This is a genomic window from Bosea sp. Tri-49, assembly GCF_003952665.1.
Classification (GTDB): Bacteria; Pseudomonadota; Alphaproteobacteria; order Rhizobiales; family Beijerinckiaceae; genus Allobosea.
Map to the genome: position 1 here is coordinate 43,766 of NZ_CP017947.1, position 14,643 is coordinate 58,408.

Sequence of the window (14,643 nt, forward strand, 5' to 3'; positions counted from 1 at the left end):
TTATATCGACTTCTGCGGCCGCGGCGAAATGCGCATTCCCTCGAAAGCTGCGGGATTGAGCCTCTGTGCTGCGATCACCACTTCCAACCTGTTGCGCGCCTTCAGCTTCTGCATGAGAAGCGTCATATAGCCCTTCACGGTCTTCTCGCTGAGGGACAATGCGCGGGCAATTTCTCGGTTCTGCTTGCCGCATAGAAGCAGCCTGATGATCTGATCCTCCCGAACGCTGAGCTTTGCGCTCTGCGCTGCCTGCCCGTCCAGCGCCTTACCCTGCAAGGCGCTGATCACTTTGGCCGCGAAGCAGGGAGTAATGTAAATCTCGCCTCGACACGTCGCCTCGATTGCCTTGATCAGTTCATCGGCGCTGCTGCCTTTCAATACATAACCCTTGGCGCCCGCCTCGAGAGCTTGAATGGCATGGTCCGTGTTCGTCGAGGCCGTGAATACGACAATTTTCATGTCCGGTGCTGTTTTTGTAGCGTCCTTAATCGCCCGAAATGCGTCTCCCGGCATATTCAGGTCGACTATCATCGCGTCCGGCCTGTGTTTTTCTGTAATCGAATAGATATCGCCCGCATCTGAGCCGGCTGCGCTCAACGAAAAACCGACCTTGCGCTGCATAAGAGCCACAAGACCTTCCATTAGGAGTGGATGATCGTCGACAACAGCGATTGAAATTTTTCTCATCTTCCCCTCATTTTCTTAGCTTTCATTTATGATGCCGCATTTGTGAGCAACTGTAAACACCGTGGTAAATGACTGATTAATTATCCAATTCGGCGGCGATTGCGCCACGAAGTACCTCTTTATTGCCATTCCCTACCTCAGAGTAATGATTATTCAACTTGTGAATCCTGAGGGCTGGCATAGGCTCTTGTTGTTGCGCTATCTTTCCGTTCCGCAACGCCGAGACCAGCGGATTCATGACGGCGAATATTGACCATCGGCCGAGAACAATCGGTTGGCAGCGCGCCCCGCGCGAACCTTCGCTTGTCGAAGCCTTTGCCTCGGTTCCGTTGGCCGCCGGAGCGACATCGTGGCGTAGATTTCTCGCCTTTCTGGGGCCCGGATACCTTGTTGCCGTGGGCTATATGGACCCTGGGAACTGGGCAACAGCCGTCGCTGGAGGATCCCGCTTCGGCTATGCGCTCCTCTGCGTCGCTTTGCTTTCGAATGTCATGGCGATCGTCCTGCAAGCGCTCTGCGCCAGGCTCGCGATTGCGACCGGCCGCGATCTTGCACAAGCCTGCCGGGACGCCTATCCGCCTTGGGTCAGCGTACCTCTTTGGGTGCTGGCGGAGCTCGCGATTTGCGCGACCGACCTCGCCGAGGTACTTGGAACCGCGATCGCACTCAATCTGCTCTTCGGCCTACCGATCGAAATCGGCGTGGTACTGACCGCGCTCGACGTTTTCGTCGTGCTCTGGCTGCAGAACAAGGGCATTCGCTGGATCGAGGCTTTCATCATCACACTGCTCGGCGTGGTTGCCATTTCTTTCGCCATTCAATTGGCGATGGCGAATCCGGACTGGCGCGGAGTGCTGGGTGGCTTTGCCCCGAGCCGCCTGATCTTGACCGACCCCGATATGCTTTATCTGGCGCTCGGCATCATCGGCGCAACCGTCATGCCGCATAACCTTTATCTACATTCGGGCATCGTCCAGACCCGCGCCTATGGCCGTGAGGAGCGCGACCTCCGCGAGGCGCTTCGCTTCGCGACGATCGATTCCAGCGCCGCCTTGCTCTTCGCCTTTCTCGTCAACGCCTCGCTGCTCATCGTCGCCGCGGCGATATTCCACTCCGCCGGCCAGACCCAAGTGGCCGAGTTGGAGCAGGCCTATAAGATCCTTACACCGCTTCTGAACAGCGCAACTGCGCCGACACTCTTTGCGATCGCGCTCCTGTGCTGCGGCATTAACGCCAGCGTAACGGCGACCATGGCCGGGCAGATCGTGATGGAGGGTTTCATCGAAATCCGCTTGCCAACATGGCTGCGGCGCCTGGTAACCCGCCTCGTCGCCATTCTGCCCGCGGTGATCGTGCTGCAGTTTTACGGCAACACCCGCGCCACGGACCTCCTGATCTTGAGCCAGGTCGTATTGGCCCTGCAATTGCCTTTTGCTGTGACGCCGCTGGTATTGCTGACAGCTTCACGCAAGAAGATGGGGGTTCTCGCGCCGCCGCTCTGGCAGACAGGGCTGGCCAGCGCGATAGCGGTGGTGCTTATTGCGCTTAATCTCACGCTCGTCACGGGCATGCTGTTGCGGTGAAACGCACCGCTCGCCGCCGCGACCGGCTCATCTGGCGCGAGCGGACCGACATCGATCGGGTCGGAGATCCTAAGGCACAGCAGGGGAAAGGATATGCCATTTTGATCGTTGGACGCAGTTAAAATTGCTGGCACCCCAGGAGCGCTGGACGCCGCCTGGAACGGATCAAACAGTGCCCAACGGCTTCGACGAGCGCGAACGAGCGCGGCTCGCTTATATCGTCGCAAGTCTTGTAGCGCCTGCGGAAAAAGACGATTTAGCCCGGCGCGCCTTCGAGCTATACCGCCGATCACCCTGAACTCCGGCGACGGAGCGGCCGCAAATTTGAGCGTCCGGTCTTTGATATCGACATTCGGCGGAGAAAGGTGTCTGATGTAGGGGCCGTTGTCTCCATACTGCTTATGGACATGACTGCGTGCGACGCTTGCTGACCCCGTCGAGCGGAGACACGCTATGATTACCGGAAATGGCTATTTGTACCTGCGCAATGGGCGCCGGGCTGAAGTTTCCTACGAGTTCGCGGGCAACTACGACGACCAGCGTGCCGGCCACCTTCTCTTCGACACGACGACATTCGACGACAGCCTGTTTTATTACAGGCTCATCTTGACCTGTGAGGACGGCGAGGCCGTCGCGGTATCGATCATGAACCGCGGTGATAGGCACCTCGCGGTCACAGGTCGCGTGCTCGCCCGGACCCAGCCTGCGTAGGGACACGATTATCGCGCTGGACGATCCGGCCCGTGCCCCGCTTGCGTACGTGGCACGGTCCTGGCGCCCATACCGGAGTAGGGTGGGCGACTTCAACAATGCCCAGATCGTCACCAGCGTTGCTCAGGTCCCAGGCGCAGGCCGACCTGAGACGCCAAGCAGCCACCTCAACGTCGCGTTCTCCCCGGAGACCCAGGCTAACCCGGCTAGGCGGGCATCCTTGCTGCGGGTGCAGAATTGGCAGCGGAAGCGCACGACCACCCACGGAAAGTCGATTAGCGAGTGTCTTCGTTCGGCGGTTCCATGGCCGTCATGCATCAGTGGCGACCTCGCGCGGCGGCCTGGCTCCTTCCGAAAACACACCCTAGCACGGCCTTCAGCGTCTCGTAGGTCACCCTCAAAGCGGCAGGCTCGCTGCCGTGAGCATCGACCAGTTCACCCACTCCAGTTCGTCGCGCTCTGGCAATGGCTCGGCTGACATGTTCCGCGTCCTCAGATATGAGAACATAATGAGAACGAACGAGATGGAGAGTCAACCCTGACGCCAGCCCGAAACTCGCGCCGCGCCTACAACAAGGACGGCAGCAAGCTTCAGCCAGCGACCGTAGGTTCCGCCCGTACGTTCGGACACAGGCGCGCCGAGGTCTGGTGCAACGACTGCCACCATCATGCCGAGGTCAGTATGGACGGGCTGCCCGACGACTTGCCAATTCCGGATATCAGCCTGCGCTACCGCTGCTCGAACTGCACAGCAAGAACCTGATGTCCCGAGGTAGCATCGAAGAGCACTATGAGCTGATCGAGCAGCGATCCGGGAAGGCTATCGGGAATGGGTCAAAACATCGCTCATGATCACATCAGGCTGATTGGTGGAACTCGCTGGCCTTTGTTGCCAGGTACTCCGCGTATCTCGCCGGCCGCCTCTTCGGCCGAATTAATAAGGGCTTGAAGTTTTGTTTCCTAGTCCGTTGCCATAGCTAGCAACGCATGGCTCAGGTCTACGTCGGCGGTGGCGAGGCGGTGACATCTTGCTACCGCGGCACGCAGAAGGGCGATCTGCTTGGCCGCCGTCGCGATACGAGGAAGATCAGGGTCGTTCATGGCGGCGGACTAGGCTCCTTACATTGGCCATCGCCGGACAAAAACGTGCGTTCCTCACCCACCGAGAACTATTGATTCGACACAACAACCCCAGCGTGCTTGGCTCCCGATGGGGACGGGAGGGGCTGATGTATGAGGGGGTCGACGTTACGGGCGCTGCCGTATTGGCGACGCACGCCCAGCTCAATGCGCTGATCGCCATCTTGATCGAGAAGAACGCGCTGTCCGAGTTTGAGATGGAGCGCATGATGAAATCAGCAATCAGTGCGCTCAGCTCTGCTCCGGTCGTTCGCACAAACGACCCCGAACGATTACAAAACGCGCGGAGGCTACTCGAACACGCTCGCTCGGCCATGAGGGAAAACGTGAAGTCTGCGCCCATCAAGATTTAGCGCCAAAGCGGCCATATAGGACGCCGGCCTCGGTTCGCCGGCCCACAACAGGCGGCAATAATGCCTAGCGGAATTCGACGGAACGAAGAGCTACTAAGGCGCCACGTGCCAGCTTTTCTCTGTTAGTCTGTAATCACCGGGAGCGCCAGCACGCGGCCTGTTACCGCCAGATGCTTGTCACCGCGGTTCAAAACCGCGACCACGACGGACGAGCCGTCATCGCAATCGACGATCAGCCGACGACAAAACGAGATGTCATCGAATGCGGCTGTGTCGAAGTGCAGATAGCCGGCTCGGTGGCCGTCGTAATCGGCGGCGAACTGGTAGGAGACCTCAGTCTTGTGCCCATCGCGCAGGTTTAGGTAGCCTTTCCCGGTAAGCATAGCCTGTCTCCCGCCTGGCGGCGTCAACACGCGCCGCACGCGGTTATTTCCAAAAGCGGTATGGAGACAACGGCCAGCCAATGGAGCGCCGTTTCCAGCTCCTTGTCTACGTATCAGGGCGCGCCGCGCGGAGGTCAGGACAGCCGGAAGACGGTGACCTTGTCCGCTCCGTCGCGCAGGCCTTTGAACGACGCATGGCGCAGCTTCTCGTCATGCGTCCAACCGCGATAGGCAATCTCGGCCGCTAGCTCCGGCTTCACCCAGATCACGCCCTTACCGGCGATGCCGCGAGCCGGCGGCGAAGCGCCCGTAATCCGGTCAAGCTGCTTGCGAAGAGCCGTCGCGCTGGAGTGGGTGAAGCCGGTCCCGACGCTGCCGACGTAGGTCAGACCATAGTTGCCATGGGCGGCTAGCAGCAGCCGGCCGATGCCACCGAGCGCAGCACTGGAGGGCTCATAGCCGATGATCAGGAAGGTGTCGGACTGGACGCATTTGATCTTGAGCCAGTCACCGCCGCGGCCGGGTCGATAGGGAGCGTCGCGCCGCTTGGCGATGATGCCCTCCACCCGAATTTGCAAGCGCTCGCCAGAAACTCGGCGCCATCCGCCTCGACCCCCTCGCTCAGCCGGATCGCGCCGCTTTCATGGTCGATCAGATCCTCGAGCATGTGCCGTCGCTCGACCAAGGCCATGCGGGTCAGGTCGTGTCCACCGAGATAGAGCAGATCGAAGGCGAACAGCATGGCGCGCTCGGCCTTGGCCTTTTCACCACGTCCGCCGAGCGCCTGCTGTAGCAATCCGAAATCAGCACGGCCGGCCTCATCGAGTATCACCGCCTCGCCATCGAGAATGAAGCTGCCGGCATCGAGTTCAGCCGCCGCAGCCGCGATGGAGGGAAAGCGATCGGTCCAATTAAAGCCGCCGAGGGTAAGGACGCGCGCGCCCTTGACATCGCGATGAACCGCCAGGCGGTAGCCGTCCCATTTGACTTCGAAAAGCCAGTCGGGGCCTTCCGGCGGGCTGGATTTCAGGAGCGCCAGACAAGGCTCAATCCGGGCTGGCATTTTGTCGGCGAATATGTCTGGCTCGGCGGTGCCACTCAGCGCCACGACGGGCTCACTGCGCAGCACCTCTCCGCTAGGCATAGACGCGGTCGCCTTGCCATGACTGAACACCATAAACGCAACTCACTAACGGCGACTCAACGTAAGCTGAGGTGCGACGTTCCTGAGTTGACGAAATATTCACCCCAGGTACGGCGATTACTCGCTTAGCGAGCTGAGCGAGGAACTCGACCGAAATGCGCGCTGTTCTGCTAGTCGACAGGAGGCGCGAATTATGGAGCTATTCCTCGCCGTAACGGTTGCAATGGTCGCATCAGTGGTTGCTGGATGGGCGGCCGCCGACCGCTGGAATCTTTAGGCTTGAAAGGACTCGTGGTTACCATCGCCACCGTCGCTGCGTTGCTGGCCGCTTATTTCGTTGTGGTGTCTGACGCGAACTGATGGCCACGAATGATCGCGATGTCCGACCGTGCCACTGCCCTGCTCGTGTTTTCACATCTCGCCGGCCGGGAGGTCTCGACTTGGTCGAGCGAATGGGCGCGGCAATGCGAGGTCGACACGCTGTTGGTCGTCACCGCGATCTAGTCCGGGCGCTTTGTAACCTTCCGTTCTTTCTGTTGCCTTTTCGTCATTGCGGCGGCCGGTGGAGAAGCCTGCTGGAAGCGGCTCGATGCGGCCGTCGTGAAGCTGACCTTAGTCCTGCGCATCGCAGGCCAATGCAGGTAAATTCTGCCTCTCGCCGATGTACGCTGGGTGAGCCTGCACCGGCGAGAGGCTTGGCGCTGGTTGGGGAGCGCCAGTTCACGCTAGCACGCCGCGGCAAAGAGAAAGGCCCAGATTGCTTGCGTCGGACTAATTCGAAGCTACCGGCTCCAAAGGGGGCTGCCTCTCGCCGATGAGGAACGGGGGAGCTGCCCGTCGGCGAGAGGCGAGGCGCGAGGCGCCGAGCATTGAACTGGCTAGTCGTTGGTCGGTTCCTCGGGTCCGCGGTTTTTCGACCTTGCCCCTTGAAGTCGAGTGAACCCCGGTAGACCTCCTCGCCGGACTGATCTTCGACCCGCACTTTGAAGCCTGGCGCGCTTGCCGTTGGGAAGAGCATCTCTGGCCATATCCGCCAACGAGCGTTGCGCGTCGTGGGCTGGGGCTTGCTCGTTTGGAAAGTCGATGTGATGACGGCCGGAGCCGCTCGGATCACCCGGAATTTAGGCATGGCGCGGCTCCTCTAGGCGAGAGATGCGCCTCATCCAGTCATGTTCCGCTATCCTGCCAGGAAACGATCGATAGCGCGCCGAGCGAGGTCGTCCTCGTTCACTTCGAGCGTCACCAAGCTGGCCACGATATAGGCCAATCGAGTTCGTTCGCGCTCATCACATTGATCAGGCAGCGTTGTCCTGACCTCTTCCCATGCGGCTTTTAATGCCGCGCCAGCCCGAGCCAGTTTCACTGGATCCGTCAGTGATGAGAATGGCATCCCTTTCCCCTGAAAAGCCTTAAACGTTGAATGAATTAGAGCGCTTCTGACCTTTGGCAAGAGGTCGCAAAAGGGCCCCGGTGGCGGCTGCCAACGGGGCGTTCGCGCGGATGCACCGATCCGTGACGCCAGGCTCAACACCCGGCCCCAACATCGGACTCCGATTTCCTAGGCTGCAGTCTTTTCGGGCTCAATCTGCCGAGCAGCGCTTTTCGATGTCATCTTGCCCGTCCCGATCTGGATCTGACGCGGCTTCAGCGCCTCCGGCAGCTCGTGCGTCAGGTCGATGGTCAACAGGCCGTTCTCCAGGCTGGCCGCCACGACTTGCACATGATCGGCTAGACCGAAGCGGCGCTGGAAACCACCCTCGGCTATGCCGTGATGCAGATACTCGCGGCTGTCCTCGCTCGTCTTCTGGCCTGAAACCAGGAGGACATTCGGCTCGTGCATGATGGTCAAGTCATCCGGGCCGAAGCCGGCAACAGCCATGATTATGCGATAGTCGTTATCCCTGGACTTTAGAATATCGTAGTGCGGCCAGCTGCTCCCGGCAGGGTCCAGCCGACTAGCAGCTTCCAATGCGTTGAACACACGGTCGAAGCCGATGCTGGACCGATAGAGCGGGGAAAAATCAGATACGGTTCTCATAGCCACATCCTCCTTTGAGCAACATGGGTACAAAAACAGTCGAGCGCGGGCTCACTGTCGCCGCTCGACCGCCGATCCCTTTGAAATTGGCGTTCGGCATCGATCGATTTGGGTTGGCTGAAACGGAGTTCAAGGGGGCCTCTGTCGCCAATTTCCTAGGCTCGTTAAGTTCGACAGTTGGTTCGGCACAACGCCGCTGCGGGCCTTGCACGGCGCGCAAAAAGCCCCGCCGGTGGGTGCCAGCGGGGCTGAGTTGGCTTGGTCAAAGGAGGCTTCGGAAACGCGCCGCGAGGCCACCGGTTCCATACCGTTCAGCGTTGGAGCTCTTGCTCCAGATCGCGCGCCAACTCGCGGAGCTCACGCGGTCGTGGAGACATGATCCTGCCGAGCCGACAGCCAACCCCCACGCTCAACAGCATTCCGATTGTGACGCCGGCGAACGTCGTCAGGTCTTCGAGCATAGGCATCTCCGGGTAGGCCGACGGAGACTAACGCGGGGGAGCCTGGGAGGTTCGACAATATCGGTGGGCGGACCCGCCGGTCAGTTCATCCAACCTACGGGCCAGGGATGGCCGGCGACGGCATCGCGATGAGTAGGCCGAATATAAGCATCTCTTCCATATGGCCGCCTCCTGAGAACAATGAGTGGTTGTATTCAAAGTCCCGTTCTATGACGACGGCCGACGCTCGGAGGCAGCCGACACGTACACGCTCGGCAGCGCCATATGGTCCAGAGCGCCCCTGCTGGCAGCGTTTGGGTCGACTCTCCCCATCCCGCGTGCTCCTCCTATCGACAATGAGCGGGGTGGCAAGATTGCGTATTTGGATGGTCGCTGCGGTCGCCGCTCTGGCTTTTGGTTTCTCTGCGTCCGGAGCTGATGCGCTAGTTCCTGCAGGGTTCCAGGCCTGCGGTGCTCGCGAACCGGGCACAAAGGAACGGCTCGACTGCTACGATGCGCTGATGGCGCCGGCGCTCAAAGCGAGACCAGGCACCGCCACCAAGATGGAAGACTGCCGGTTCAAGCGAGAAGAGGACCAGCGGCTTACGTGCTTTGATTCCTTCATGACCACGGGGCTGCCGCCATAGCCTTCACGAACTCCAGCCTCTACCGGCGGGCAGCTTCGCTGATTGCCACGGGGTTGGAAGGTGAACGCTGGATCGTCCGCAGAACCTAGAAGCTGACTCGCGTGATAATGCCTGACGTCGGGCGGCGGGCTTCGACGCCGCCACCGCGAGCAGGTACTGGGCGGTGCAGGCTTTGCCGCCGTGGTTCTTAAGGGTGTCGAAAGCGGTATCCGTGATCATAGATATGGGCTCCGATTATCGCGGTACGATCAAAACGTCAGTCCTTTCTCAGCGTTCCAATTGGCTGGCCATGCGTCCGAGATGGCGAGCGGGGGGGTAGATTCGCGCGTGATGATCACGCCGGTTGACGAGGAGGGCGGCTACTGTTGCGGGCGTCCAGGTAACGCTCGATAGCGTCCCCGTAGGCGACCATCAGCAAATACTCGACGGAGCCCTCGGGAGCGCTTCTCAGTCGCTCGATTGTCTCCAGAGCATCGACATATGCCTCCTCGGTATCGATGACTACGACGGGTGCCTCAGGGTGGCCGGGTCGACAATTGCTGGTCATGCACCTCTTCTCCGATCGCCTTAGAATATCGGCTAAACGCCAATTTTTGCCAGCCTGTTGCAGGCGGGTTTTCCTGCTCGCGGGAATTGGCTGTCAGAACAGAGCGCCCTGCACCGGCGCCTTGACCGCCGGGAATAGCGCCGGATCGAGTGGATCGTCTTTCTTCGCCCCGCGAGCGACGATCTGAAGCATTCCGTCGGGCAGAGGTCGTTGCAGGGCCTTCGCCACGTCCCAAGGCGCAGTCATCCAGGCCGCGCATTCCTCCGGCGTCGTCAGGATAACCGGCATGGCCTTGGGATGGATTGTGCGAACATCGGAGTTCGGATCGGTTGTGAGAAACCCGAACAGGTCGATGGTTTCTTCCCCGTCCTTGATCTTGCGGACGCTGGTCCATTGAGAGCACCAGATCCCGGCAAACATGGCCGTGGGGCGCTCTTCTCCGAAGGCGAACCAGACGTCGCCGCCCTCAAACTTGTTGAACTCGCTGAAGCTCGTGAAGGGCACGAGGCACCGGTTCTGGACGCCGAGCCAGCGCAGCCAATGCTTGCTGTCGGTGCGACGGATATTCGTCGTCCCCGGGTCCGGTTCCAGACGCACCAGCTCCTCGAAATCCACCGTCTTGCCCTTCGCCCGCAGCTTCTCGGCACGCTCGCTTGCGGCGTCGTACAGAGCTTTGCGAGAAGAGGGCATGCCCCATCGGACCATGGCCAGCTCTGGCCCTGCCTCGCTGTTCCGAATGATCGGTGCAGGCCGGTCGGGATTAATGTTCGGCATCGGCGGCAGGTTGGCAAAGTTCGCGCCGCCATCGTCGAACGGCGCGAACAGCTTGCGCATCGCCTCTACGTTGCGGGCGTGGCTGTAGAGGTTGCACATGCCTCGCGTCTCCGGCTCCGCTCGACGAACTCAGCGGTGATCGCTTCCTCGCCACCTATCATGAGTTCATCAGCATCGTAGGGATTGAGCAATGCCCCGCCGAACTGCTGGATGAACGCCTCCGCAGTCTCGGAATCCTTCATTTCAGCCCACAGAAACCCGGCCTTCGTGAAATAGTCGATTGCAGCGCCGCGATCGCCCTTGCCGAGCCATTTCGCGGCCTGTGCAGCTGCGTCATCAAGCTCAGCCTTCGGCATGCTGACCAGCACATGGAAAGGCCGGTCCCACTTGTCGATGAAGTAGTAGGCCCCACCCATCTCTTCGAGCCCGTCATATGGTCCGGAAATTCCACAGCCTTGGTGTGCTAGGAGCCGCTCGGCTTCCTCCACGATGACCAGATGTCGGGTTCTAAATTGAGGCATCCAGCGGTTTTCAATCACGCCCAGGTCGAAGAGTTCGTTGAAGGTCGCCTGGTAGAGATGGCCGCTCTCCTTGATTCCGGCGACGATCTTCGTCAGAGCTTCAATCGCCTCCGATCCGACGGCCGTCGGCAGAGCTTCAATCGCCTCCGATCCGACGGCGCCTCGTTTGGTCGGCCGGTTCAGCGGGATAGCTGTCATCCTTGCCTCCTTCGATAAGGGTCAGACCGGACATGCTGGGCGGCAGATCCGGCGGCGAGGTGCGGCCGATATCCATGAGGTAGGCGCCGCATTTTCTCCCATACTTCTGCGGCTTGCGCGCCGCGTTGCTCGGGTCCCAGGCGCACCCCGATCTGAAGACGCCGAGCAGCCATCTCAGCGTCGCGTGCTCGCCGTACACCCAGGCCAAGCCAGCCAGCCGGGCGTCCTTGCTGCGGGTGCAGAATTGGCAGCGGAAGCGCACCGCCACCCAGGGAAAGTCGATCAGCGACGTGTCTTCGTTCGGCGGTTCCATGGGCGTCATGCGTCAGTGGTCGCCTCGCGCGGGGCCTGGCGCCTTTGGAGAACACGCCCTGAATGAAGCCCTTCCAATTCGTCGCGCTCCGGCAATGGCTCGGCAGACATGTTCCGCGTCCTCAGATATGAGAACATAATGAGAACGAGAGAGACGGAGAGTCAAGCCTGACGCCAGTTCGAAACCCGCGCCGCGCTTACAACAAGGACGGCTCGATAGTGCAGCCGGCGACAGTCGGCTCCGATCGGGCGCGAGGGCATCAGAGAGCCGAGGTGTGGTGCAATGACTGCCACCACCATGCTGAGATCAGCATGGACGGGCTGCCTGACGACCTGCCTATCCCGGACATCTGCTTGCGCTACCGTTGCTCGAAATGCAGCAGCAACAAACTGATGTCCCGAGGCAGCATCGAAGAGCACTATGAGGTGATCGAGCAGTCAAAACGCCGCTCATAACCACATCAGCCCAATCGGTTGGCCTCAGCCGCGTCGGCCTTCTCGCGAGGCTCTGTTGCCAGGTGCTCCGCGTAGCGGCGTCTCATTTCCGGCGTGTTCTCCCGGCCGGCAAGCCAAGTGACGTAAGCCTGCGGCTTGATCGTCACGAAGGCCACTGCGTTGCCTGCGCGCAGTAGGTCATCGACGGACTGCATCGCACTCCGATACCAGATTTGATAACTCTGCCGGGGGTCCGTATCGTGGCCGCCGATCGCCAACAGATCGGCAAAATCGTCCTCGTCGTACCATGGCACGACGGCCATGTACGATCGATCGTTCGTTGACATGATAGCCGCCTTACCGCGTCCAATCTGCGGCATAAGAGGTCGGGAAACGACCCAAAAGCAAGGGAAGTCGGCTGGGTCTCATTGGGCGCCCGAACCGGCGGGCTGTCAATTTCTAAAATTTGAAAAGCCGGCTCGTTATCCAGCGGATATGCCCGTGGTTCGACACTCGGCGAAAGCCTCAAGACTCGCCGGTAGCCTCTTCGGTCGAACTAAAGAGAGCCTGAAGCCTTCTTTCGTAGTCGGTTGCCATTGCGAGCAACGCATCGGCCAGGTCGGGACCGCTGCTGACGCTCGCCAAGTGACGGCATCTGGCAGCCGCAGCACGCAGAAGGGTGATCTGCTCCGATTTCGCTCCCGGAAGCTCAAGAGCTAGCGGGGTTGAATCAGCCATTGAGATGAAAGCGGTCTTCGGTGATGGCCAGCGTCACGGAAAAAAGCGGGGTCGGCCCTCGCCGGACACGAACGGAGATGACGGCGTCCGCGCCCCTCAGAATTTCCAGGCAGGCACGGCCAGCTAACATTGATCGCGCCGCAGTTGCGGCGTGTTCATCATTGTCCAACTCCCTGCCATCCACATCGACCAGGTCGTGGAAGCTGTCCTGATAGTCTAGAAAGTAATGCGGCATTCGCTACTACCATCCTAAAGTTGTGTCCGGCCAAACAAAAGCCTCGCCAGTCAAGTGAGAGGACTGGCGGGGCTGCTGCTTTGACAGACCCTTTGGATTGCGAGTGAAACGCTCTCTCTGGTCAAAAGTTCCTGCTCACAGCAGCTTCACCAACCGGCTCCAGAACGCGGCCATGGAACGCCAGAACTTTGTCGCTGCGATTCATGACTACGAGCACGACTGTCGTTCCATCGTCGCATTCGAGGATCAGCCGATGGCAAAACTGACCGTCTTCGAATTTGGTCGTATCGAAGAGAAGATAGCCCGCTCGCCGGTCATCAAAGTCGCTGGCGAACTGATACAAGACCTCGGTCGTGTGCCCGTCGCGCAGGTTCAAATAACCTTTTCCGGTAATCAAAGCGTGTCTCCGCTTGGCGGCGTCAGGGAGCGCCGCACGCGGTCATGTCCAAAAGCGGTTTGGAGACAACGGCTCGTTCATTGAGCGCCTCTTCCGACCGTCAGTCCATGTCAAAAGACAGGAGCGCCACCTAAGCCAGCCGGTAGACGCCCGCTGCGTCCGCCTTATCCCGCAGGCCTTTGAACGAAGCATGACGCAGCTTATCGTCATGGGTCCAGCCACGATAGGCGATCTCGGCCGCGAGATTCGGTCTTACCCAGACCACTCCCCTACCGGCAATGCCGCGCGCCGCGGGCGATGCGGTCGCGAGCCGGTCGAGCTGCTTGCGCAGCGCCGCCGCGCTCGCGTGCGTGAAGCCGGTGCCGACGCTGCCGACAAAGGCCAGGCCGTAATTGCCAAGGCCGGCCAGGAGCAGCCGACCGATGCCGCCGAGCGCCGCGCTGGACGGCTCGTAACCAATGATCAGGAAGGTGTCGGACTGGATGCATTTGATCTTGAGCCAGTCACCGCCACGGCCAGGACGATAAGGGGCATCCCGACGTTTGGCGATGATGCCCTCCAGCCCGACCTTGCAAGCGCTTGCCAGAAACTCAGCGCCGTCAGCTTCAACCTCCTCGCTCAAACGGATCATCCCGATTTCGCCATCCAGCAAACCCTCGAGCATGTCGCGCCGCTCACTCAGCGCCATGCGGGTCAGATCGTGTCCGTCGAGATAGAGCAGATCGAAGGCGAAAAGCATGGCGCGCTCGGCCTTGGCCTTTCCGCCACGTCCGCCGAGAGCCTGCTGCAGCAAACCGAAATCGGCGCGGCCGGCCTCATCGAGCACCACCGCCTCGCCATCGAGGATGAAGCTGCCAGCGTCGAGCTCAGCCGCCTCAGCCGCGATCGACGGGAAGCGGTGCGTCCAGTCATGGCCGCCGCGGGTGATGATCCGCACGCCAGAGGCATCACGATGGACGGCCAAGCGGTAGCCGTCCCACTTCACCTCGAAGGCCCAGTTCGGACCTGTCGGCGCCTTGGATTGCAATAGAGCGAGACACGGCTCGATCCGCGCCGGCATCGGATCAGCGAAGAGATCGGGCTTAGCAGCGCCGCGCCGCGGTTTGACGGGTGCGCTTCGTAGCGCCTCGCCGGTAGCCATAGCCTTCAGGACACGACGCGGCTGCCTCGCCATACTCAACACCACACAACGCAACAGTACTGGCGACTCAACGTTGGCGGAAGAGCGTCGTTCCTGAGCCGGGAAAAGATTCAAAAGGACAGGATGCAGGGCTTGCGAAGAGGCGAATGAATACCAAAATCAATCGCCGCCCTCAGAGAAAATGAGGGCAAAAGTCCCGGATCCATGTTGCTTTTCGGA

16 protein-coding genes are annotated in these 14,643 nt (G+C 60.5%); 5 read left to right on the forward strand and 11 right to left on the reverse strand.

Annotated features, from left to right (window positions below; translation table 11 throughout):
* Entirely contained in the window at positions 1-687 is a 687-nt protein-coding gene (locus BLM15_RS29185) for a response regulator (RefSeq protein ID WP_126116435.1), read from the reverse strand.
* A gap of 236 nt (positions 688-923) precedes the next feature.
* On the opposite strand from BLM15_RS29185, the gene BLM15_RS29190 reads away from it, so the two are divergent.
* From BLM15_RS29190 to BLM15_RS29200, 3 genes are all read left to right on the forward strand, one after another.
* A complete protein-coding gene (locus BLM15_RS29190) occupies positions 924-2,270 on the forward strand; it encodes an Nramp family divalent metal transporter (protein WP_126116436.1) in 1,347 nt (448 codons plus the stop codon).
* A 453-nt stretch (positions 2,271-2,723) separates the two neighbouring features.
* On the forward strand, positions 2,724-2,981 hold the full coding sequence (locus BLM15_RS29195; RefSeq protein ID WP_126116437.1) for a hypothetical protein: 258 nt from the start codon (positions 2,724-2,726) through the stop codon (positions 2,979-2,981).
* A gap of 1,229 nt (positions 2,982-4,210) precedes the next feature.
* On the forward strand, positions 4,211-4,474 hold the full coding sequence (locus BLM15_RS29200; protein WP_126116438.1) for a hypothetical protein: 264 nt from the start codon (positions 4,211-4,213) through the stop codon (positions 4,472-4,474).
* 122 nt (positions 4,475-4,596) lie between these two features.
* Here BLM15_RS29200 and BLM15_RS29205 read toward each other — a convergent pair whose 3' ends face one another.
* From BLM15_RS29205 to BLM15_RS32035, 3 genes are all read right to left on the reverse strand, one after another.
* Positions 4,597-4,857: a hypothetical protein gene (locus BLM15_RS29205; protein WP_126116439.1), complete on the reverse strand. Its 261-nt coding sequence runs from the start codon at positions 4,855-4,857 to the stop codon at positions 4,597-4,599.
* 134 nt (positions 4,858-4,991) lie between these two features.
* Positions 4,992-5,423 carry an ATP dependent DNA ligase gene (locus BLM15_RS32030; RefSeq protein WP_236846839.1) on the reverse strand — a complete coding sequence of 144 codons (432 nt, stop codon included), beginning with the start codon at positions 5,421-5,423 and terminating at the stop codon, positions 4,992-4,994.
* Positions 5,324-6,034, reverse strand: coding sequence for an ATP-dependent DNA ligase (locus tag BLM15_RS32035; RefSeq protein WP_236846840.1), 711 nt, complete (start codon positions 6,032-6,034; stop codon positions 5,324-5,326). The genes BLM15_RS32030 and BLM15_RS32035 overlap by 100 nt, the downstream gene beginning before the upstream one ends.
* 345 nt (positions 6,035-6,379) lie before the next feature.
* Between BLM15_RS32035 and BLM15_RS32165 the strand changes: the two genes are divergently transcribed.
* Positions 6,380-6,505: a hypothetical protein gene (locus BLM15_RS32165; protein WP_257791812.1), complete on the forward strand. Its 126-nt coding sequence runs from the start codon at positions 6,380-6,382 to the stop codon at positions 6,503-6,505.
* 1,054 nt (positions 6,506-7,559) lie between these two features.
* On the opposite strand, the gene BLM15_RS29215 is transcribed toward BLM15_RS32165, so the two are convergent.
* From BLM15_RS29215 to BLM15_RS29245, 6 genes are all read right to left on the reverse strand, one after another.
* Positions 7,560-8,039, reverse strand: coding sequence for an Hsp20 family protein (locus tag BLM15_RS29215; RefSeq protein ID WP_126116440.1), 480 nt, complete (start codon positions 8,037-8,039; stop codon positions 7,560-7,562).
* A gap of 1,727 nt (positions 8,040-9,766) precedes the next feature.
* Complete coding sequence (locus tag BLM15_RS29225) at positions 9,767-10,546, reverse strand: SOS response-associated peptidase (RefSeq protein WP_126116442.1); 780 nt, start codon at positions 10,544-10,546, stop codon at positions 9,767-9,769.
* The gene (locus BLM15_RS29230; protein WP_126116443.1) at positions 10,513-11,166 is read right to left on the reverse strand and encodes a hypothetical protein; all 654 of its coding nucleotides are present in this window, start codon (positions 11,164-11,166) and stop codon (positions 10,513-10,515) included. Before BLM15_RS29230 ends, BLM15_RS29225 begins: the two co-directional genes overlap by 34 nt.
* Positions 11,105-11,488, reverse strand: coding sequence for a hypothetical protein (locus BLM15_RS29235; RefSeq protein ID WP_126116444.1), 384 nt, complete (start codon positions 11,486-11,488; stop codon positions 11,105-11,107). Before BLM15_RS29235 ends, BLM15_RS29230 begins: the two co-directional genes overlap by 62 nt.
* A 451-nt stretch (positions 11,489-11,939) precedes the next feature.
* Positions 11,940-12,260 (reverse strand): hypothetical protein, encoded by a 321-nt coding sequence (locus BLM15_RS29240; protein ID WP_126116445.1) that lies wholly within the window; start codon positions 12,258-12,260, stop codon positions 11,940-11,942.
* Positions 12,261-12,643: 383 nt separating this feature from the next.
* Entirely contained in the window at positions 12,644-12,886 is a 243-nt protein-coding gene (locus tag BLM15_RS29245; RefSeq protein ID WP_126116446.1) for a DUF6894 family protein, read from the reverse strand.
* Between the two features lie 103 nt (positions 12,887-12,989).
* On the opposite strand from BLM15_RS29245, the gene BLM15_RS29250 reads away from it, so the two are divergent.
* On the forward strand, positions 12,990-13,367 hold the full coding sequence (locus BLM15_RS29250) for a hypothetical protein (RefSeq protein WP_126116447.1): 378 nt from the start codon (positions 12,990-12,992) through the stop codon (positions 13,365-13,367).
* A gap of 46 nt (positions 13,368-13,413) precedes the next feature.
* On the opposite strand, the gene ligD is transcribed toward BLM15_RS29250, so the two are convergent.
* Positions 13,414-14,457 (reverse strand): non-homologous end-joining DNA ligase, encoded by a 1,044-nt coding sequence (gene ligD / locus BLM15_RS29255; RefSeq protein WP_126116448.1) that lies wholly within the window; start codon positions 14,455-14,457, stop codon positions 13,414-13,416.
* Between the last annotated feature and the right edge of the window lie 186 nt (positions 14,458-14,643).